The organism is Pseudomonas sp. B14(2022) (assembly GCF_012030485.1).
GTDB lineage: Bacteria > Pseudomonadota > Gammaproteobacteria > Pseudomonadales > Pseudomonadaceae > Aquipseudomonas.
Genome location: NZ_JAAUVM010000012.1, coordinates 113,153 through 132,923, shown reverse-complemented (window position 1 = coordinate 132,923; position 19,771 = coordinate 113,153). Strand labels below are relative to the sequence as shown.

General features: G+C 61.7%; 16 protein-coding genes. 4 read left to right on the top strand and 12 right to left on the bottom strand.

From position 1 onward, the window contains the following. Positions 1 to 78 precede the first annotated feature (78 nt). The 7 genes from cmk to mtnA all read right to left on the bottom strand — a co-directional run bounded on the left by cmk (position 79) and on the right by mtnA (position 10,666). Positions 79 to 768 (bottom strand): (d)CMP kinase, encoded by a 690-nt coding sequence (gene cmk, locus HCF10_RS18695; protein WP_003172653.1) that lies wholly within the window; start codon positions 766 to 768, stop codon positions 79 to 81. A 2-nt stretch (positions 769 to 770) separates the two neighbouring features. After that, positions 771 to 2,975, bottom strand: coding sequence for a bifunctional prephenate dehydrogenase/3-phosphoshikimate 1-carboxyvinyltransferase (locus HCF10_RS18690; RefSeq protein ID WP_237683149.1), 2,205 nt, complete (start codon positions 2,973 to 2,975; stop codon positions 771 to 773). A 28-nt stretch (positions 2,976 to 3,003) separates the two neighbouring features. Beyond that, complete coding sequence (gene hisC / locus HCF10_RS18685; protein ID WP_131698995.1) at positions 3,004 to 4,116, bottom strand: histidinol-phosphate transaminase; 1,113 nt, start codon at positions 4,114 to 4,116, stop codon at positions 3,004 to 3,006. Positions 4,117 to 4,125: 9 nt separating this feature from the next. Further along, entirely contained in the window at positions 4,126 to 5,220 is a 1,095-nt protein-coding gene (gene pheA / locus HCF10_RS18680) for a prephenate dehydratase (protein WP_003172650.1), read from the bottom strand. Beyond that, complete coding sequence (gene serC, locus HCF10_RS18675) at positions 5,220 to 6,305, bottom strand: 3-phosphoserine/phosphohydroxythreonine transaminase (protein WP_053132455.1); 1,086 nt, start codon at positions 6,303 to 6,305, stop codon at positions 5,220 to 5,222. Before serC ends, pheA begins: the two co-directional genes overlap by 1 nt. A 212-nt stretch (positions 6,306 to 6,517) precedes the next feature. Then, positions 6,518 to 9,172 carry a DNA gyrase subunit A gene (gyrA, locus tag HCF10_RS18670; RefSeq protein WP_090407433.1) on the bottom strand — a complete coding sequence of 885 codons (2,655 nt, stop codon included), beginning with the start codon at positions 9,170 to 9,172 and terminating at the stop codon, positions 6,518 to 6,520. A gap of 423 nt (positions 9,173 to 9,595) precedes the next feature. Further along, on the bottom strand, positions 9,596 to 10,666 hold the full coding sequence (gene mtnA, locus HCF10_RS18665; RefSeq protein ID WP_167656137.1) for an S-methyl-5-thioribose-1-phosphate isomerase: 1,071 nt from the start codon (positions 10,664 to 10,666) through the stop codon (positions 9,596 to 9,598). Positions 10,667 to 10,775: 109 nt separating this feature from the next. Here mtnA and HCF10_RS18660 point away from each other — a divergent pair, with 109 nt between their 5' ends. From HCF10_RS18660 to HCF10_RS18645, 4 genes are all read left to right on the top strand, one after another. Next, a complete protein-coding gene (locus tag HCF10_RS18660; protein WP_167656136.1) occupies positions 10,776 to 12,107 on the top strand; it encodes a TRZ/ATZ family hydrolase in 1,332 nt (443 codons plus the stop codon). Positions 12,108 to 12,171: 64 nt separating this feature from the next. Beyond that, complete coding sequence (gene ubiG / locus HCF10_RS18655; protein WP_003172645.1) at positions 12,172 to 12,870, top strand: bifunctional 2-polyprenyl-6-hydroxyphenol methylase/3-demethylubiquinol 3-O-methyltransferase UbiG; 699 nt, start codon at positions 12,172 to 12,174, stop codon at positions 12,868 to 12,870. Between the two features lie 4 nt (positions 12,871 to 12,874). Next, positions 12,875 to 13,546, top strand: a complete 672-nt coding sequence (gene mupP / locus HCF10_RS18650) for an N-acetylmuramic acid 6-phosphate phosphatase MupP (RefSeq protein ID WP_167656135.1) — start codon at positions 12,875 to 12,877, stop codon at positions 13,544 to 13,546. 125 nt (positions 13,547 to 13,671) lie between these two features. Continuing rightward, positions 13,672 to 14,412 carry a YciK family oxidoreductase gene (locus HCF10_RS18645; RefSeq protein ID WP_131698991.1) on the top strand — a complete coding sequence of 247 codons (741 nt, stop codon included), beginning with the start codon at positions 13,672 to 13,674 and terminating at the stop codon, positions 14,410 to 14,412. A gap of 91 nt (positions 14,413 to 14,503) precedes the next feature. Here the strand turns inward: HCF10_RS18645 and HCF10_RS18640 are convergent, their stop codons facing one another. From HCF10_RS18640 to HCF10_RS18620, 5 genes are read right to left on the bottom strand one after another with little or no spacing between them, the layout of a single operon-like run. Continuing rightward, positions 14,504 to 16,018, bottom strand: coding sequence for an ABC transporter substrate-binding protein (locus HCF10_RS18640; RefSeq protein ID WP_131698990.1), 1,515 nt, complete (start codon positions 16,016 to 16,018; stop codon positions 14,504 to 14,506). Further along, positions 16,000 to 17,019: an ABC transporter ATP-binding protein gene (locus tag HCF10_RS18635; protein ID WP_167656134.1), complete on the bottom strand. Its 1,020-nt coding sequence runs from the start codon at positions 17,017 to 17,019 to the stop codon at positions 16,000 to 16,002. Before HCF10_RS18635 ends, HCF10_RS18640 begins: the two co-directional genes overlap by 19 nt. Beyond that, positions 17,016 to 17,972, bottom strand: coding sequence for an ABC transporter ATP-binding protein (locus HCF10_RS18630; protein WP_167656133.1), 957 nt, complete (start codon positions 17,970 to 17,972; stop codon positions 17,016 to 17,018). Before HCF10_RS18630 ends, HCF10_RS18635 begins: the two co-directional genes overlap by 4 nt. Then, a complete protein-coding gene (locus HCF10_RS18625) occupies positions 17,969 to 18,826 on the bottom strand; it encodes an ABC transporter permease (protein WP_131698987.1) in 858 nt (285 codons plus the stop codon). Before HCF10_RS18625 ends, HCF10_RS18630 begins: the two co-directional genes overlap by 4 nt. Continuing rightward, positions 18,823 to 19,770 (bottom strand): ABC transporter permease, encoded by a 948-nt coding sequence (locus HCF10_RS18620; RefSeq protein WP_131698986.1) that lies wholly within the window; start codon positions 19,768 to 19,770, stop codon positions 18,823 to 18,825. The genes HCF10_RS18625 and HCF10_RS18620 overlap by 4 nt, the downstream gene beginning before the upstream one ends. Position 19,771: the final 1 nt, after the last annotated feature.

Below are 19,771 nucleotides of genomic sequence, written 5' to 3'. Positions count from 1 at the left end.
CACCCCAGACGGTGTGGGTCAGTTTCAGTTAAAAGAAGCCACCGCAGGACTATGACTGGTCCCCTGCGGCCTTCTTGATCACCCGGCGATATCGCGAATGGCGATTTCACTCAAGATGCGTTCCAGCACCTGCTCGATGGACAACTCCGTGGAATCCAGCTGTATGGCATCAGCCGCCGGCTTGAGCGGGGCTACTGCGCGCTGGGTATCACGCTCATCGCGTGCACGGATCTCATCTAGCAGACTCGACAGACTAACACCATCGACTTTGCCCTTCAACTGCAAGTAGCGGCGGCGAGCCCGCTCCTCGGCGCTGGCGGTCAGGAAAATCTTCAGCGGCGCCTCGGGAAACACGACCGTGCCCATGTCACGGCCATCGGCCACCAGGCCCGGCGGCTCCTGGAAAGCCCGCTGACGCTGCAACAGCGCATCACGCACAGCCGGCAGCGCGGCAACCTGAGAGGCCCAGGAGCCGACCTGCTCGTTACGCAAATCATCGGTCACATCGTCCCCTTCCAGGATGATGCGCTGGGGATGACCTTCCGTCGCGCCGACGAACTGCACATCGAGGTGCGCGGCCAGCAGTTTCAGGGATTCTTCGTTGGTCAGGTCGACGCCATGGTTGCGTGCGGCAAACGCCAGCAGGCGGTACAACGCGCCGGAATCCAACAGGCACCAGCCCAGGCGCTTGGCCAGGATGCCGGCGATCGTGCCTTTGCCCGAGCCGCTTGGCCCGTCGATGGTAATCACCGGTGCTTTGATATTCACAATTAAGCCTCTTGGGCAACACGGATGCCGACTTGGGCACACAGTGTAAGAAAGTTCGGAAAAGACGTAGCAACATTGGCGCAGTCATGGATACGAATCGGCGCAGCCGCCCGCAGGGAAGCCACACTGAAGGCCATGGCAATCCGGTGATCGCCATGGGCATGGACTTCACCACCACCCATCAGGCCACCGTCAATGATAATCCCATCGGGGGTCGGTTCACACTTCACCCCCAACGCCAACAGACCGTCGGCCATGACCTGGATACGGTCGGACTCCTTCACACGCAACTCTTGCGCCCCCCGCAACACGGTTCGCCCTTCAGCGCAGGCCGCCGCGACGAACAGCACCGGGAACTCGTCGATCGCCAACGGCACCAGCGCCTCAGGGATCTCGATCCCTTTCAACGCAGCAGCACGCACGCGCAGGTCAGCGACAGGCTCGCCACCCACTTCGCGCGGGTTTTCCAGGGTGATATCTGCCCCCATCAGACGCAGGATATCGATCACCCCAGTGCGGGTCGGGTTGATGCCGACATGCTCCAGCAACAACTCGGAGCCTTCGGCAATCGAAGCCGCCACCAGGAAGAATGCCGAAGAGGAGATGTCCCCCGGCACTTCGATATGGGTCGCGGTCAGTACATGACCCGATTCCACCGATGCAGTAGCCCCCTCCACAGCAACCGGGTAACCAAAACCGCGCAGCATACGCTCGGTATGGTCACGGGTCGGCGCAGGCTCGGTCACTGCGGTTTTACCTTCGGCATACAGCCCAGCCAGCAACAGGCAGGATTTGACCTGGGCGCTGGCCATCGGCAACGCATAAGTCAGGCCTTTCAGCGCCTGGCCGCCACGAATGGTCAGCGGCGGACGCCCTTCCGGCCCGGTCTCGATCACCGCGCCCATGTCCCGCAATGGCTTGGCCACGCGGTTCATCGGGCGCTTGGACAGGGAAGCATCGCCGGTCAACACGCTGTCAAAACGTTGCGCCGCCAACAAACCGGACAGCAGGCGCATGGACGTACCGGAATTGCCCAGGTAGATCGGGCCCGGCGCCGGCTTCAAGCCGTGCAAGCCCACACCATGAATGGTCACGCGCCCATGGTGCGGCCCCTCAATCACCACGCCCATGTCGCGAAACGCCTGCAGGGTCGCCAGGGCGTCTTCACCCTCAAGGAACCCTTCCACCTCCGTCACGCCCTCGGCCAACGAGCCGAGCATGATCGAGCGATGGGAGATCGACTTGTCACCCGGCACCCGGATACGCCCGCTCAAGCGGCCGCCGGGGTTGGCGAGGAAGGTCAGGTCATCGGCGTTCACAGCGGTTTCCATATAGGCCCGGCGAGCCAGGATCTTGCTGAAATGCTCACGCGCCACCCGCGCACGGGTGAACACGCCCAATAGTTGATGGCCATCCCCGGCATCGACCGCGTCGCGCAAGGCGTCGAGGTCACTGCGGAAGGTGTCCAGGGTGCGCAACACCGCTTCGCGATTGGCGAGAAAGATGTCGTGCCACATCACCGGATCGCTGCCGGCAATTCGCGTGAAATCGCGGAAGCCACCGGCGGCGTAACGGAAAATCTCGAGGTTTTCGTTGCGCTTGGCCAGGGAGTCCACCAGGCCGAATGCCAACAGATGCGGCAAATGGCTGGTCGCCGCCAGCACTTCGTCGTGGCGCTCGACCTGCATATGCTCCACGTCCGCCCCCAGTTCACGCCAGAGACGATCCACCACGGCCAGCGCGGCCGGATCGGTTTGCTCCAGCGGCGTCAGGATCACTTTATGGCGGCGGAACAGCTGCGCATTGGACGCTTCCACCCCGCTCTGCTCGGAACCGGCAATCGGATGGCCCGGCACAAAACGCGACGGCATGCCGCCAAAAGCCTGTTGCGCTGCACGTACCACATTGCCCTTGGCACTGCCGACGTCCGTCAGGATCGCCTGGCCGAGGTCCATGCCGGCCAATACCGCCAGCAGTTTCTCCATCGCCAGGATCGGCACAGCGAGCTGAATGACGTCAGCGCCCTGGCACGCCAGCGCCAGGTCCGCCTCACAGCGATCCACCACGCCCAACTCAACCGCCAGCTTGCGCGATTGCGGGTCCAGGTCCACACCGACTACTTCGCCGCACAGCCCGCTTTCGCGCAGGCCTTTGGCGAAGGAGCCACCGATCAAGCCCAGCCCTACCACCACCAGGCGACCGATCATAGGCACAGCAGGTTGCAATGCAGTGACATCAACCACGAGCCAGGACCTTGGCCAACGCCTCCAGGAAGCGGCTGTTTTCAGCCGGCAAGCCGATGGTGATCCGCAGGTGGTTCGGCATGCCGTAGTTGGCCACCGGGCGCACGATCACACCTTCGCGCAGCAGCCCCTGGAATACCGGGGCTGCCACTTGGCCAAGGTCGACACAAATGAAGTTGCCCTTGGAGGGAATCCAGCCCAGACCCAGCTCACGGAAGCCATCCTGCAACTGCAGCATGCCGCTTGCGTTGATGCGACGACCTTCTTCAAGGTATTCGGCATCCTTCACCGCCGCACAGGCCGCCGCCAGGGCAAGGCTGTTGACGTTGAACGGCTGGCGCACGCGGTTCAGCACATCGGCAACCACCGCAGTCGACAGGCCATAGCCAACCCGCAGCGATGCCAGGCCATAAGCCTTGGAGAAGGTGCGCGACACCAGCAGGTTCGGGTAGGCCGCCAGGAAATCCAGGCCGTCCGGCAGGTCGCTGCCTTCGGCGTACTCGATGTAGGCCTCGTCCAGCACCACCAGCACATGCTCAGGCACATCTTGCAGGAAGTCGTTGAGCGCTTGCGCATCGAACCAGGTGCCGGTCGGGTTGTTCGGGTTGGCGATAAACACGACGCGGGTCTGGGCATCGATGGCAGCCAGCATGGCCGGCAGGTCGTGGCCCCAGTCCTTGGCGGGAATCACACGGGCGTCGGCACCGACTGCCTGGGTGACGATCGGGTAGACCGCAAACGCGTGCTCGCTGAACACGGCGTTCAGGCCCGGCGCCAGGTAGGCACGCCCGACCAGTTCGAGGATGTCGTTGGAACCGTTGCCCAGGGTGACCTGGTTCAGCTCGACCCGGCATGTTTCTGCCAGCAGGGACTTGAGGGCGAAGCCATTGCCGTCCGGGTAACGGGTCAGCTCGGCCAACTCTTCGCGAATCGCCGCCAATACCTTGGAGCTTGGACCCAGTGGATTCTCGTTACTCGCCAGCTTGACGATCTTGGAAGGATCCAGGTTCAACTCACGCGCCAGCTCGTCCACAGGCTTACCCGGAACGTAAGGCGACAGTTGTTGCACGCCCGGCTGAGCCAGGGCGAGGAAGTTGCCACTCATGTTAAAGCCTCACAAAACCGCTTTCGGGTAAGAGCCCAGCACCTTGAGCGCCACGGCTTCCTGACTGATCTTCTCCAGCACACCCTTGACCAGCGGATCGCGGTGGTGGCCGATGAAGTCGATAAAGAACACGTAGGTCCATTTACCGCTGCGCGAAGGACGCGTCTCGATGCGCGTCAGGTCAATCCCGTTGTCGTGGAACGGCACCAGCAGCTCATGCAGCGCGCCGGGCTTGTTGCTCATGGAGACGATGATCGAAGTCTTGTCGTCGCCGGTCGGCGGTACTTCCTGGCTGCCGATCATCAGGAAGCGCGTGGAGTTGTCCGGGCGGTCCTCGATTTTCTCGGCCAGGCGCGTCAGGCCATACAGGCCTGCCGCCATATCACCGGCGATCGCCGCCGAATTCCATTCACCCTTGACCCGCTTGGCCGCTTCGGCGTTGCTGGACACCGCCACGCGCTCGACATTCGGGTAATGGGCGTCCAGCCATTTGCGGCACTGGGCCAGGGACTGGGCATGGGAATAGATGCGGCTGATGCTGTCGGTCTTGGTGTTCTCACCCACCAGCAGGTGATGGTGGATGCGCAGCTCGACTTCGCCGCAGATCACCATATCGTGCTCAAGGAAGCTGTCCAGCGTGTGGTTAACCGCACCTTCGGTGGAGTTTTCCACCGGCACCACGCCAAAGTTCACCGCGCCGGCCGCCACTTCACGGAACACCTCGTCGATGGCCGCCATTGGTTTGCTGATCACCGCGTGGCCGAAGTGCTTCATGGCCGCCGCTTGGGTGAAGGTGCCTTCCGGGCCGAGGTAAGCCACTTTCAGTGGCTGCTCCAGCGCCAGGCACGACGACATGATTTCACGGAACAACCGCGCCATCTCTTCGTTGCCCAACGGCCCCTTGTTGCGCTCCATTACGCGCTTGAGCACCTGGGCTTCACGCTCCGGCCGGTAGAACACCGGCACTTCGCCTTCTGCCAGGGACGCCATCTTCACCCGTGCCACTTCCTGGGCGCAGCGCGCACGCTCACTGATCAGCTCCAGGACTTTCTCGTCCAGGCTGTCAATGCGTACCCGCAGGGCCTTAAGTTCTTGTTCAGACATTAGCCGTGTTCCTTTTCGAACTCTGCCATGTAGGCAACCAGCGCGTTGATCGCGTGGATGTCGACAGCGTTGTAGATGGAGGCGCGCATGCCACCTACCGAGCGGTGACCCTTGAGGTTCAGCAGGCCACGCGCGTCGGCACCGGCCAGGAATGGCTTGTCCAGGCGGTCGTCAGCCAGGCGGAACGGCACGTTCATCCACGAGCGGTCGGTCAGGTTGATCGGGTTGCTGTACAGGCCGCTGGCGTCGATGAAGTCGTACAGGGTGCGCTTCTTCTCTTCGTTGAGCTTGCCCATGGCGGCGACACCGCCTTGCTCCTTCAACCACTCGAACACCAGGCCCGACAGGTACCAGGCGAAGGCCGGCGGGGTGTTGTACATCGAGCCGTTGTCGGCTGCGACCTTGAAGTTGAGCATGGTCGGGCACAATGAACGGGCGCGACCCAGCAGGTCTTCACGGACGATGTTGACCAGGATGCCGCTCGGGCCGATGTTCTTCTGCGCGCCGGCGTAGATCATGCCGTAGCGCGACACGTCGATAGGCCGCGAGAGGATGTCCGAGGACATGTCGCACACCAGCGGAACGTCGCCGACTTCCGGCACCCAGTCGAACTCCAGGCCGCCAATGGTTTCGTTCGCCACGTAGTGCACGTAGGCCGCATCCTTGGACAGCTTCCATTCGTTCTGACCGGGAATGGCGAAGTAGTCGTAGGGCTTGGCGGTGCCGGCCACATTGACGTGACCGTAGCGCGAGGCCTCTTCAATAGCCTTCTGCCCCCAGATACCGGTGTCGATGTAGTCGGCAGTGCCGTCTTCCGGCAGCAGGTTCAGCGGGATCTGGGCGAACTGTTGGCTCGCGCCGCCTTGCAGAAACAGCACTTTGTAATTGGATGGGATGTCGAGCAAGTCGCGCAGATCCTGCTCAGCCTTGGTGGCAATGGACACGAACTCATCGCTGCGATGGCTCATTTCCATCACGGAGAGGCCTTTTCCATGCCAGTCGAGGAGTTCACCCTGCGCACGCTGCAGGACTGCTTCAGGAAGCGCCGCGGGACCGGCACAGAAGTTATAGGCTCTCTTGCTCACATCCAATCTCTCTGATCTGGTGGGACTGAAATCAAACACTGCAGGAGCGAGCTTGCTCGCGAAAAACCCGAGAGCGCAAGGGCGCATCAGGCAGCTCGCGTTATCGTTGACGATTTTCGCGAGCAAGCTCGCTCCTACAGGGGGCGGCGTTGTTCTTTCAAAGGGGACAAACAACAAGGGGGCGAATCTTCATCCGCCCCCTGTGTGTCCGCTTATTCCTGCGGTTCTTCTTCGTCTGCGGCAGCATCGAGGGTTGGCTCGTCGACGTTGTCATCGCCTGTTGCGATCACCTCGCCTTCAAACTCCTCACCTTCCAGCTCTTCGCCTTCCACTTCCGACGGCTCCTGGACACGCTCCAGGCCAACCAGTTTTTCGTCCTTGGCCAGCTTGATCAAGGTGACACCCTGGGTGTTACGGCCCAGGCTCGACACTTCAGCCACACGGGTACGCACCAGGGTGCCCTGGTCGGAAATCAGCATGATTTCCTCGCCGTCGAGCACCTGCACCGCGCCGACCAGACGGCCGTTGCGGTCGTTGCTGACCATAGCGATAACGCCCTGGCCGCCACGCTTGTACTCCGGGAACTCGCTGATCGCGGTGCGTTTGCCATAACCACGCTCGGAAGCGGTGAGGATCTGGCTGCCTTCTTCCGGGATCAGCATCGAAATCAGCTTCTGCCCTTCCGGCAGGCGCATGCCGCGTACACCGCGGGCGGTACGACCCATGGCGCGAACGTCGGATTCCTTGAAGCGTGTCACTTTGCCGCCATCGGAGAACAGCATGACCTCACGCTCGCCATCGGTAATGGCCGCGCTGATCAATACGTCGCCTTCGTCCAGCTCCAGGGCGATCAGGCCCACGCTGCGCTGGCGGCTGAAGGACTCCAGCGGGGTCTTCTTCACGGTGCCTTTGGCGGTAGCCATGAAGATGAAGTGACCTTCGGTGTATTCCTCGACCGGCAGCATGGTGGTGATGTATTCGTCACTGTCCAGCGGCAGCAGGTTGACCAATGGACGACCACGGGCAGCACGGGAGGCTTCCGGGATTTCGTAGGTCTTGAGCCAGTACACCTTGCCCTTGCTGGAGAACAGCAAGAGCGTGGTGTGGCTGTTGGCGACCAGCAGGTGAGCAATGTAGTCCTCATCCTTCACGCCGGTAGCCGATTTACCTTTACCACCACGACGCTGGGCCTGGTAGGCAGCCAATGGCTGGGTCTTGGCATAGCCACCGTGGGAGATGGTCACCACGCGCTCTTCTTCCGGGATCATGTCACCCAGGGTCAGGTCGAGGCGAGCATCGAGGATTTCGGTACGGCGCACGTCGCCGTATTCGGCGCGGATCACTTCCAGCTCTTCGCGGATCACTTCCATCAGGCGCACGGCGCTGTTGAGGATGCGGATCAGCTCTCCGATCTGGTTGAGGATCTCCTGGTACTCGGCCAGCAGCTTCTCGTGCTCCAGGCCGGTCAGGCGGTGCAGGCGCAGTTCCAGGATGGCCTGGGCCTGTTCCGGCGACAGGAAGTACTTGCCGTCACGCAGACCGTATTGCGGGTCCAGTGTCTCCGGGCGGCACGAGTCGGCGCCGGCACGTTCAACCATCGCCACGACGGCGCTGGATTCCCATGGCATCTTGATCAGCGCTTCCTTGGCTTCCGACGGCGTCGGCGAAGCCTTGATCAGGGCGATGACCGGGTCGATGTTCGACAGCGCTACAGCCTGGCCTTCCAGGATGTGGCCACGCTCGCGGGCCTTACGCAGTTCGAACACGGTACGACGGGTGACGACTTCGCGACGGTGACGTACGAAGGCTTCCAGCAGATCCTTAAGGTTCAGGATGCGTGGGCGGCCGTCGATCAATGCCACGACGTTGATACCAAACACGCTTTGCAGCTGGGTCTGGGCGTAGAGGTTGTTGAGGATCACCTCAGGCACTTCGCCACGACGCAGCTCGATCACCACGCGCATACCGTCTTTGTCGGATTCGTCGCGCAGCTCGGTGATGCCTTCGAGTTTCTTCTCTTTAACCAGCTCGGCGATCTTCTCGATCAGACGCGCCTTGTTCAGCTGGTACGGGAGTTCGGTGATGACGATCTGCTGACGGCCACCGACCTTGTCGATGTCTTCGATCATCGAGCGGGCGCGCATGTAAATGCGGCCGCGCCCGGTGCGGTAGGCTTCGATGATGCCGGCGCGACCGTTGATGATCGCAGCGGTTGGGAAGTCCGGGCCCGGGATGTATTGCATCAGCTCATCGACGGTCAGCTCAGGGTTGTCGATAAGGGCCAGGCAACCGTCGATGACTTCACCGAGGTTGTGCGGCGGGATGTTGGTGGCCATGCCCACGGCAATACCGCTGGAACCGTTGACCAGCAGGTTGGGGATCCGGGTAGGCATGACGGCCGGGATCATTTCGGTGCCGTCGTAGTTCGGCACCCAGTCCACGGTTTCTTTATGCAGGTCGGCCAGCAGCTCGTGCGCCAGCTTGGTCATGCGCACTTCGGTGTATCGCATGGCGGCGGCGTTGTCGCCGTCGACCGAACCGAAGTTGCCCTGGCCGTCTACCAGCAGGTAGCGCAGGGAAAACGGCTGGGCCATCCGAACGATGGTGTCGTACACCGCAGTGTCGCCGTGAGGGTGATACTTACCGATCACGTCACCGACAACACGGGCAGATTTCTTGTACGGCTTGTTCCAGTCGTTACCCAGCTCGCTCATTGCGAACAGCACACGCCGGTGCACGGGCTTCAAGCCATCGCGCGCATCAGGCAGTGCCCGACCGACAATTACGCTCATCGCGTAGTCGAGGTAGGACTGTTTCAGCTCGTCTTCGATATTGACCGGGAGGATTTCTTTGGCCAGTTCGCCCATGAGAAGCCTGATTCCTTTTTCGGGTGAAACCTCGTCGCATCCATATGGGACGAACGAAGCTCGCCGTTGCCGGCACACTGCCTGACAACGACTTACGACAAATCAACGAGTTATGACACGGATCTGCACGTTATGGGCAACCCCTGGGGGTGGCCCTGGAAACCGCCGGATGTTATCACAATCGCCGCCACGCACCTATCCCCCTGATGCGCATGGATACTAGTAATTTGACGGATGACAGGCTTGAGGGGGACGAGAGGGGCTCAGAGATGGGGTGGTGCTTTTTTTTGAGGGCGGATCTGAGGGTTTTATTGACTTTCAGGGCCAATCAGGGGCAAGCCCCCTCCCACATTTTGACCGTGTTCACAATTCAAGTGTGGGAGGGGCTTGCCCCCGATAGCCATTTCACAGACACCACCGCCCTCAATGCAGCCGCTTACGGCACATCAACTTGGCCAATTTCGCCGTATCCGGCCGCTCAACCACGCCCTTCTCAGTCACAATCACATCAATCAAGTCGGCCGGCGTTACATCAAATACCGGATTAAACGCATTAACCTCCAAGCGCTGCCCCATCACTTCCAGCAACTCGCCAGGATCGCGCTCCTCCAAGGAGACATCGTCACCAGTGGCCATCATCAGGTCCAGGGTCGAACTCGGCGCCACCACCATGAAACGCACGCCGTGATGCATGGCGCACACCGCCAATTGATAGGTGCCGATCTTGCTGATCACATCGCCATTGGCGGCAATGCAATCGGCGCCGACGATCACCCAGGTGATGCCCTTGGTCTTGAGGATATGCGCGCCGGCCGAGTCGGCATTCACTGTGACGGGGATCCCCTCGCCCGCCAGCTCCCAGGCGGTCAGCCGCGAGCCTTGCAGCCATGGGCGGGTTTCATTGACGTAGACGTGCTCGACCAAGCCTTCCAGGAAGGCGGCACGAATCACCCCGAGGGCCGTGCCGACACCGCCCGTCGCCAAGGCGCCAGCGTTGCCATGGGTCAAAATCGCCTGAGCGTTGCCCTGATGCTTGCGAATCCGCTCAACGCCCAACTGGGCGATGACGAGGTTGGCTTCCCGGTCGCTTTCATGGATAGCAATAGCTTCGGCTTCCAGCACCGCCAGCGGATCGGCGTGCTTCTTGACGCGGTCCAGGCGATCGCGCATGCGCTTGAGCGCCCAGAACAGGTTCGAGGCGGTCGGACGAGTATCGGCGAGTAGCGCGTAGTCCTCTTCCCAGGCGGCCTGCCAGTCACCGCCCTCGGCGATGCGCTCACGAGCGGCAAGCACCAGGCCATAGGCCGCGCTGATGCCGATCGCCGGTGCACCACGCACCACCATGGCGCGAATGGCCGCAGCCACTTCATCGACCGTGGAGCAGGCCACCCAGCGTTCCTGGGACGGCAAGGCGCGTTGATCGAGCAGGTGCAGCGTGCCATCACGCCAATCGATGGCCTTCACTTTCTCCGCTGCCAACAGTCGATCGCGCATCCGTCACCCCGTACTCATCAACAAAAGCCGCCGATTATAGCGATCCGCCAGCCAGGACGCTCGGGTATACTTCGCGCTTCTTTTATAGCTGCCCGGGAAGAAGCCTGCGATGACCTCCACTGCCGCCCCGCTCGACTTATTGCTACTGCCAACCTGGCTGGTACCTGTCGAACCCGCCGGCGTAGTGCTCAAGGAACATGGCGTGGGCATCCGCGATGGGCGTATCGCCTTTATCGGTCCACGGGCTGCGGCGTTGAAGCTTTCGGCCACGCAAGTGCGCGAACTGCCGGGCATGCTGCTCAGTCCCGGCCTGATCAACGCCCACGGGCATGCGGCGATGAGCCTGTTTCGCGGCATGGCCGATGACCTGCCCTTGATGACCTGGCTGGAAAAACACATCTGGCCCGCCGAAGCCAAGTGGGTCGACGAGGCCTTCGTGCGTGACGGCACCGACCTGGCCATTGCCGAGCAGCTCAAGGGCGGCATTACCTGCTTCTCGGACATGTACTTCTACCCCAAGGTCGCCAGCGATTGCGTGCACAACAGCGGCATGCGTGCGCAAATTGCGATTCCGATCCTCGATTTCCCGATTCCCGGCGCCAGCACCGCCGATGAAGCGATCCGCCAGGGCATCGAGCTGTTTGGCGACCTCAAGCACCACCCGCGCATCAAGATCACCTTCGGCCCCCACGCGCCCTACACCGTGAGCGATGCCAACCTGGAAAAGATCCGGGTAATCGCCGAAGAGCTGGACGCCGCGATCCATATGCATGTGCATGAAACCGCTTTCGAGGTACAACAGGCCGTCGAACAGACCGGTGAACGACCATTGGCGCGCCTGGGACGCCTCGGCCTGCTGGGCCCGCGCTTCCAGGCCGTTCATATGACCCAAATCAGCGAGGACGACCTGGCTTTGCTGGTAGAAAGCAACACCAGCGTCATCCATTGCCCGGAATCGAACCTGAAACTGGCCAGCGGCTTTTGCCCGGTAGAGCGTCTGTGGCAGGCTGGGGTCAATGTGGCCATCGGCACCGACGGCGCCGCCAGCAACAACGACCTGGATCTGCTGGGTGAAACCCGTACCGCCGCGATGCTGGCCAAGGCCGTCGCGGGTTCGGCCACTGCCCTGGATGCCCACCGTGCGCTGCGCATGGCTACGCTCAACGGTGCGCGTGCCATGGGCCTGGAAAGCGAAATCGGCTCCCTGGAAGTGGGCAAGGCGGCGGATATGGTCGCGTTCGATCTGACGGGGCTGGCGCAACAACCGATCTACGATCCGGTCTCACAGCTTATATATGCCACCGGACGCGATTGCGTGAAACACCTTTGGGTCGCCGGCAAGCAGTTGCTCGACGACCGGCAACTCACCCGCATGGATGAACAACAGTTGACCGCCACGGCCATTGCCTGGGGAAAACGCATCAGCGGGCACACCGAATAACGCCGGCTCTGAACCTGCGTGTTCAGGACCGACAAACCGATTTATCAGATTTAGAGGATTCACAATGAGCAACGTCGACCACGCCGAAATCGCCAAGTTTGAAGCCCTGGCCCACCGCTGGTGGGACCGCGAAAGCGAGTTCAAGCCCCTGCACGACATCAACCCGCTGCGGGTCAACTGGATTGACGAACGCGTCAACCTGGCCGGCAAGAAGGTGCTGGACGTCGGTTGCGGCGGCGGCATCCTCAGCGAAGCCATGGCCCAGCGCGGCGCGACCGTGATGGGAATCGACATGGGCGAAGCGCCGCTGGCCGTGGCCCAGTTGCACCAGTTGGAATCCGGTGTGAGCGTGGAATATCGCCAGATCACCGCCGAAGCCCTGGCCGAAGAAATGCCAGAGCAGTTCGACGTGGTCACCTGTCTGGAAATGCTGGAGCACGTGCCAGACCCCTCCTCAGTGATCCGCGCCTGCTTCCGCATGGTCAAGCCGGGCGGCCAGGTGTTCTTCTCCACCATCAACCGCAACCCCAAGGCCTACCTGTTCGCGATCATCGGCGCCGAATACATCATGAAGCTGCTGCCGCGCGGCACCCACGATTTCAAGAAATTCATTCGCCCTTCCGAACTGGGTGCGTGGAGCCGCCAGGCCGGACTGACCGTCAAGGACATCATCGGCCTGACCTACAACCCGCTGACCAAGCACTACAAGCTGGCCAGCGACGTTGACGTCAACTACATGATCCAGACCCTGCGCGAGGAATAAGCCTGTGAAGTTGCGAGCGGTTCTCTTCGACATGGACGGTACCCTCCTGGACACCGCGCCGGACTTTATCGCCATCTGCCAGGCCATGCGTGCCGACCGTGGCCTGCCACCGATCAACGACCAGCACATCCGCGATGAAATCTCCGGCGGTGCGCGGGCGATGGTCGCCGTGACCTTCTCGATGGACCCGGAAACGCCTGGCTTTGAAGAACTGCGCCTGGAATTCCTCGAGCGTTACCTGAAAGGTTGCGCCGTCCACAGCAAATTGTTCGACGGCATGGCCGAGCTTCTGGAAGACATCGAGAAGGCCAAGCTGATCTGGGGCGTCGTCACCAACAAGCCACTGCGCTTTGCCGAGCCGATCATGCAGCAGTTGGGCCTCGCCGAGCGTTCGGCCCTGCTGATCTGCCCGGACCACGTGAAAAACAGCAAACCGGACCCGGAGCCGATGATCCTGGCGTGCAAGATGCTCGGCCTGGACCCGGCCAGCGTGTTGTTCGTGGGCGATGACCTGCGTGATATCGAGTCCGGCCGCGACGCCGGCACCCGCACGGCGGCGGTAACTTATGGCTATATCCACCCGGATGACAACCCACGCCACTGGGGCGCGGATGTAGTGGTGGATCATCCACTGGAACTGCGCAAGGTGCTGGATAACGCACTGTGCAGTTGCTGATGGCTCACCGGCCTTACTGATTGATGAAGCTCCAAATGTGGGAGGGGCTTGCCCCCTCCCACAGGGGATCTTCAGTGTTTTCCAGATTGGTGTTTGTAACCTGCTGAATTCTGTCGAGGCTTTTTATGTTTGATTACTCTGCACGTCCAGAACTGCTCAAAGGCCGGGTCATCCTGGTGACCGGCGCCGGTCGCGGGATTGGTGCGGCGGCGGCGAAAACCTACGCTGCCCATGGCGCCACCGTACTGTTGCTGGGCAAGACCGAAGCCAACCTGGCCCAGGTGTATGACGAGATCGAAGCGGCCGGCCACGCGCAGCCAGTGGTGATCCCCTTCAACCTGGAGACCGCCCTGCCCCATCAATACGATGAGCTGGCAGCGATGATCGAAAAAGAATTCGGCCACCTCGATGGCCTGCTGCACAACGCCTCGATCATTGGCCCACGTACGCCGATCGAGCAGTTGTCCGGCGAGAACTTCATGCGGGTGATGCACATCAACGTCAATGCGATGTTCATGCTCACCAGCACGTTGCTGCCGCTGCTCAAGCTGTCCCAGGATGCGTCGGTGGTGTTCACCTCCAGCAGCGTCGGGCGTAAGGGCCGGGCGTATTGGGGGGCTTATGGTGTGTCGAAATTTGCCACTGAAGGCTTGATGCAAACCCTGGCGGATGAGCTCGAAGACGTGGCTGCGGTAAGGGCCAACAGCATCAACCCGGGCGGCACGCGCACCAGCATGCGGGCCCAGGCGTATCCAGGGGAGAACCCGATGGAAAGGCCGGCACCGGAAGAGATCATGCCGGTGTACCTGTACCTGATGGGGCCGGACAGTACCGGCATCAATGGGCAGGCGTTTGACGCGCAGTAACAACTGACACAACCGGAACTAAATGCGGGAGGGGCGGTGCGACGATTCGACTTGCCCCCTCCCACATTTGTATTGCGGTGTTCTCTGGCTCTTAGTTCTTCACCACTTCCTCAAGAGTGAAGCGCCCCAACGGGTTCTGCAGGAAGTTGCTCACATTCTTGCGTGAGATGTTGATGTACGGGCTGTAGTACAGGTCGATCCAGTTCACATCCTGTTTCGCCAGTTTCTGCAACTCCACATACATCTGCTCACGCTTGACCGGGTCGGCCTCAATGCGCGCCGCTGCGACCAAGTCCTTGACCTTGTCATTCTTGTAGCGGGTCATGTAATTCTGGTTGGTGTCGTGGCCAAGCACGAAGGTGGTCTTCTGGTCCGGGTCGAGGATGTCGTTGGTCCAGTACATCACCGAAATATCGTACTCACCGTCCACCAGCATCTGCCAGCTTTGGGTCGGGTCGACTTTCTGCAGGTTGGCGGTCACACCGACCTTGGCCAACTGGTCCTTGATGATCACAGCGATCTGCTCGTCGGCTTCGTTGCCGGCGTTGACCACATAGTTGAGCTTCAAGTCCTTCGCGCCAGCCTTTTCCAACAGCTGCTTGGCGGCGGTCGGGTCATACGGGCGTTGCAGGTTGTTGGCGTAGTGGAACAACGAGCCTTTCGGGATGTAGGAATAGGCCACCGTGCCTTGACCGTAAGTGGCGGTTTTCACCAGCGACTGTTTGTCGATCGCCATGTCCAGCGCCTCGCGTACTTCCTGCTTGGCCAGCAGGCCGTGGGCGTGGTTGATCAGCAGGTGATCTTCACGGGTGGACGGGTCGGAGTGGATCACCACGTTCTTGTCTTTCTTCAGTTCCTCAACCCGGGAAAACGGTACGAAGATCGCCGTGTCCAACTCGTTGTTCTGCACCATGCGCATCCGCGTGTTGTCGTCGGTCACGGAGACCCACTCCACGCCGTCCAGGCTGACCTTCTTGGCCTGCCAGAAATTCGGGTTCTTCTTCAGGATGACCCGGTCGCCCTTGCGCCATTCGTCCACGGTAAACGCGCCGGAGGTCACCGGATTTTCGGAGTAGGCGTCTTCCCCCATTTTGGTCATGGCTTTTTCCGACAGGATCGAAACCGTCGGCGAGGCCAGTTGCGACAGGAAAGCTACCGCCGGAGTCTTCAGCGTGACGACCAGGGTGTGCGGGTCTGTTGCCTTGGCCGTGTTGATCAGGTTGAACGGATCAGCCCACAACGAGGCCTTGTTGTCGCGGATACGCAGCAGGCTGAACGCCGCGTCCTCGGCAGTGATTGGCGAGCCATCGGAGAACTTCGCATCTCGCAGTTTGAACGTGTAGGTCAGGCCGTCCTTGGAGATGTCCCAGCTTTCAGCCAGGCCCGGCTCCATCTTGGTGCCCAGGTTATCCACGCGTACCAGGGTGTCGTAGACGTTGGCGAATACCCAGGTATCGCGGTTTTGCGCGCTTTTGATCGGGTCGAATGTGGTGCTGTCTTCACGGCAGCCGATGGTGAGGACGCCGGCGGCCTGGGCCAGGCCGGCGGTCAGCGACCAAGCTGTCAACGTGGCAGCGGCAAGCAACTTCAAGTGGCGGGATTGCATGTCATAACTCCTTGTTCATGATGGGCAGGAAGGGTCAACGGTTCTTCAAGCACGCAACTGTACCGATGCTCGTGCAGGGAATGGGTAGGCGGCAATACCACGGAACACATCGTCCGGGCGTACCGGCAACGCGGGTGGAAGGCACAACCCGCAGGCAAATTCAGGGGGCTCGGCGGCTCGCCAGGCAACGGCTGCGTCGGCAAAGGCCGGTGCGGATCGATCTCCGGAATCGCCTCGATCAACGCGGCTGTATACGGATGGCGCGGCGAGGTGAAGACCGCTTCCACCGGCCCTTCCTCGACGATCTTGCCCAGGTACATCACCGCCACGCGGTCGCACAGGCGCCGCACGATGGCCAAATCGTGGGCGATAAACAGGATCGCCAGGTTCATGCGCTGTTGCAGTTCCAACAGCAGGTTGATGATCTGGCCCTGGATCGATACATCCAGCGCCGCCACGCATTCGTCGGCAATGATCAAACGTGGCTCCACCGCCAGCGCCCGGGCAATACCGACACGCTGGCATTGGCCGCCACTGAGGGAGCCGGGTTTGCGACTGGCCAGTTCGGGGCGCAGGCCGACCAGGTCAAGCAACTCGTTGACGCGAGCCGGGATGCGCGCTGCCGGGACTTTGCGCTGCACCCGCAGCACCTCGGCGATGGTTTCGCCGATGGTGTGGCGCGGGTTCAACGCGGCGTAGGGATCCTGGAAGATCATCGCCGTTTCATGGCGCAGGCGCGCGATGTCGACCGCGCTGCCATGGGCCATGTCGATGCCATCGAACAGCACCTGCCCGGCACTGATCGGGTTGAGGTGCAGGATCGCGCGGCCCAAGGTGCTTTTGCCGCTGCCGGACTCCCCCACCAACCCCAGGGTTTCACCGGCAGCCAGGTTCAGCGACACACCGTTCACCGCCCTCACCCACTGCTTGTTCAGGCCGAACACACCCGTGCCGGACGCGGCGAACCGCACCTCCAGGTCCTTGATCTGCAACAGGCTCATGGGCGCGCTCCCAACGGGTAGTGACACGCCACGCGCGCGCCTTCAGGCAACAGTTCGGTGCACAACGCGCCGACCTGCGGGCAACGCGGGTTGAAGCGGCAGCCGTCGGGTAACGCATCGAGCAAGGGCGGCTGGCCGGGGATAGTGCGCAGCAACGCATGGCCACTGCTGTGGGCCGGCTGGCAATCAATCAGGCCGGCGGTGTAGGGGTGTTGCGGATGGGCGAGCAAGTCGTACTTGCTGCCGTGTTCACACAGGCGCCCGGCGTACATCACCGCGATGGAGTCACAGGTTTGCGCGACCACGCCGAGGTCGTGGGTGATCATGATGATCGACAGGCCGCGCTGGTCACGCAGGTCCAGCAACAGGCGCAGGATCTGTGCCTGCACGGTCACGTCCAAAGCCGTGGTCGGTTCGTCGGCAATCAATACGTTCGGGTTGCAGCCCAGGGCCACGGCGATCATCGCGCGTTGGCGCATGCCACCGGAAAACTCATGGGGATAGTTGTCGATCCGTGCCTGGGGATCGGGAATGCCCACCTGGCGCAGCACCTCGATAGCTTGTCGGCGCGCGTCTTTTTTCGACGCACCCTGATGCAGGCGAATGCCTTCGGCGATCTGATCGCCGATACGCATCAACGGGTCAAGGTGGCTGCTGGGGTTCTGGAAGATCATGCCCAACTGCCCGCCACGCACTGCGCGCATGCCGGTGTCATCCAGTTGCAGCAGGTCCTGGCCCGCCAGGCGTACCGCACCGCCCTGGACGCGCAGGTTGGGCGACGGCAACAAGCGCATCAAGCCACGGCAGGCCATGGTCTTGCCCGAGCCGCTTTCACCCACCAGGCCGAGGATCTCGCCTTCGGCCAGGTCGAAGGACACGCGGTCGACCAGGGTCACATCGCGCCCGCTGTTATTGGCGATCACACTAAGATCCCGCACTTGAAGCAGACTCATGAGCGATCCCCCAACACTTGCGCCACGCCATCGGCCAGCAGGCTGAAGCCCATGGCCAGGGTCACGATGGCCAACCCCGGAAAGGTGCAGATCCACCAGGCCGTGGTGATAAACGCCTGCCCTTCGGCAATCATCGTCCCCCACTCCGCCGTCGGCGGTTGCACGCCCAGGCCCAGGTAGCTCACGGCCGCACCGTTGAGCAGCACCAGAACCGCGTCAGACATGGAAAACACAATCGAGCCAAACATCGCATTCGGCAGCAAATGCCGGAACAGGATGCGCCCATGGCCAAAACCCAGGCTCTTGGCCGCCAGGGCAAAGTCGCTCTCCTTGAGCACCAGAATCTGTGAGCGGATCAGCCGCGCGTACGAGACCCAGCCGACCAGCGCCATGGCGATATAAAAGCTCTTCAGGCCCGGACCGAGGATGGCCATGATCGCCAGCATCAACACCAGGAACGGAAACGCCAGGATCACATCGATCACGCGCATGCAGAAACTGTCGAAGCGCCCGCCGATATAGCCAGAAACGGCACCGACAAACGTGCCGATCATGAACGGGAATATCACCCCGATGATGGCAAGCTGCAGGTCGACGCGCGCGCCCCAGATAACCCTCGAAAGGATGTCTCGACCGTAATTATCAGTGCCAAATGGATGGGCCAGGCCAGGGCCGAGCAATGCCATTTCCGTGTTTTGCGCAATGGGGTCATAGGGGGCGATCCACGGCGCAAACACGGCCAGGGCCAGCCACACAGACAGAATCAACAGCCCCCACGCGGCCGTCAGTCGGCCATTGCGAAAACCAAAACGCAGGCGCAGGCGCCACGGGGCAATCAACGGGCGACTGCTCATTGCATCTTCACCCGTGGGTCGAGGGCCACCGTGACCACATCGGCGAGGAAGTTGACCACCACCGTCGCGCAGGCCAGCACCATCGCCACGCCCTGCACCACCATGTAGTCGCGGGTAAAAATGCCGCGCACCAGCAATTGGCCGATACCGGGAATGGCGAACAGGCTTTCGATCACGACGGTGCCGCTGATCAGCCAGCCAATATTCACCGCCAGCAGGTTGACCGCCGGCACCAGGGAATTGGGCAGCACATGGCGACGGAACACCGCAGCTTCCGACAACCCGCGGGCCCGCGCGGCAGTGACGTGGTCGGCCTGCAGCTCCATCAACATGCTCGCCCGCAGGTTGCGTACCAGCACCGCCGACAGCGCCAGGGCGATGGTCAGGCACGGCAAGACCATATGGTGCGCCTTGTCCAGCCAGGTGCGGCCGTAGCCGGACACCGGGAACAGGCCCCATTGCACACTGAGCAGCAGGATCAGCATCAGGCCCAGCCAGAACGCCGGCATGCCCAGGCCCACGGTGGTGAACACACGGATCAGGTTATCCGCCCACCCGCCTTTATTGCGTGCGGCCAACGTCGCCAGCGGCACCGCAATCAGCAGCGCCAGCACCACGCTGCCGAGCACCAGCACCAGGGTGGGTTCGATACGGGTGACGATCAGCTTCAAGGCGTCGACTTTGTACAGCAGTGATTGGCCGAGGTCGCCCTTGAGCAGGTTCTTCAGGAAGTAGAAATACTGCTGCCACAAAGGCTGGTCGAGGCCGTACTGGGCGCGGATTTTCAGCAAAGCGTCCGGCGTGCTGCGCGAGCCGAGCAAGGCGCGTGCCGGGTCGCCCGGGATCGAGCGCACCAGCACAAACGTGATCAGGCTGATGCCAAACAGTACCGGCAGCAATTGCAGCGGCCGGGACAGTACAAAACGGTAGCGCGCCAGGTTCATC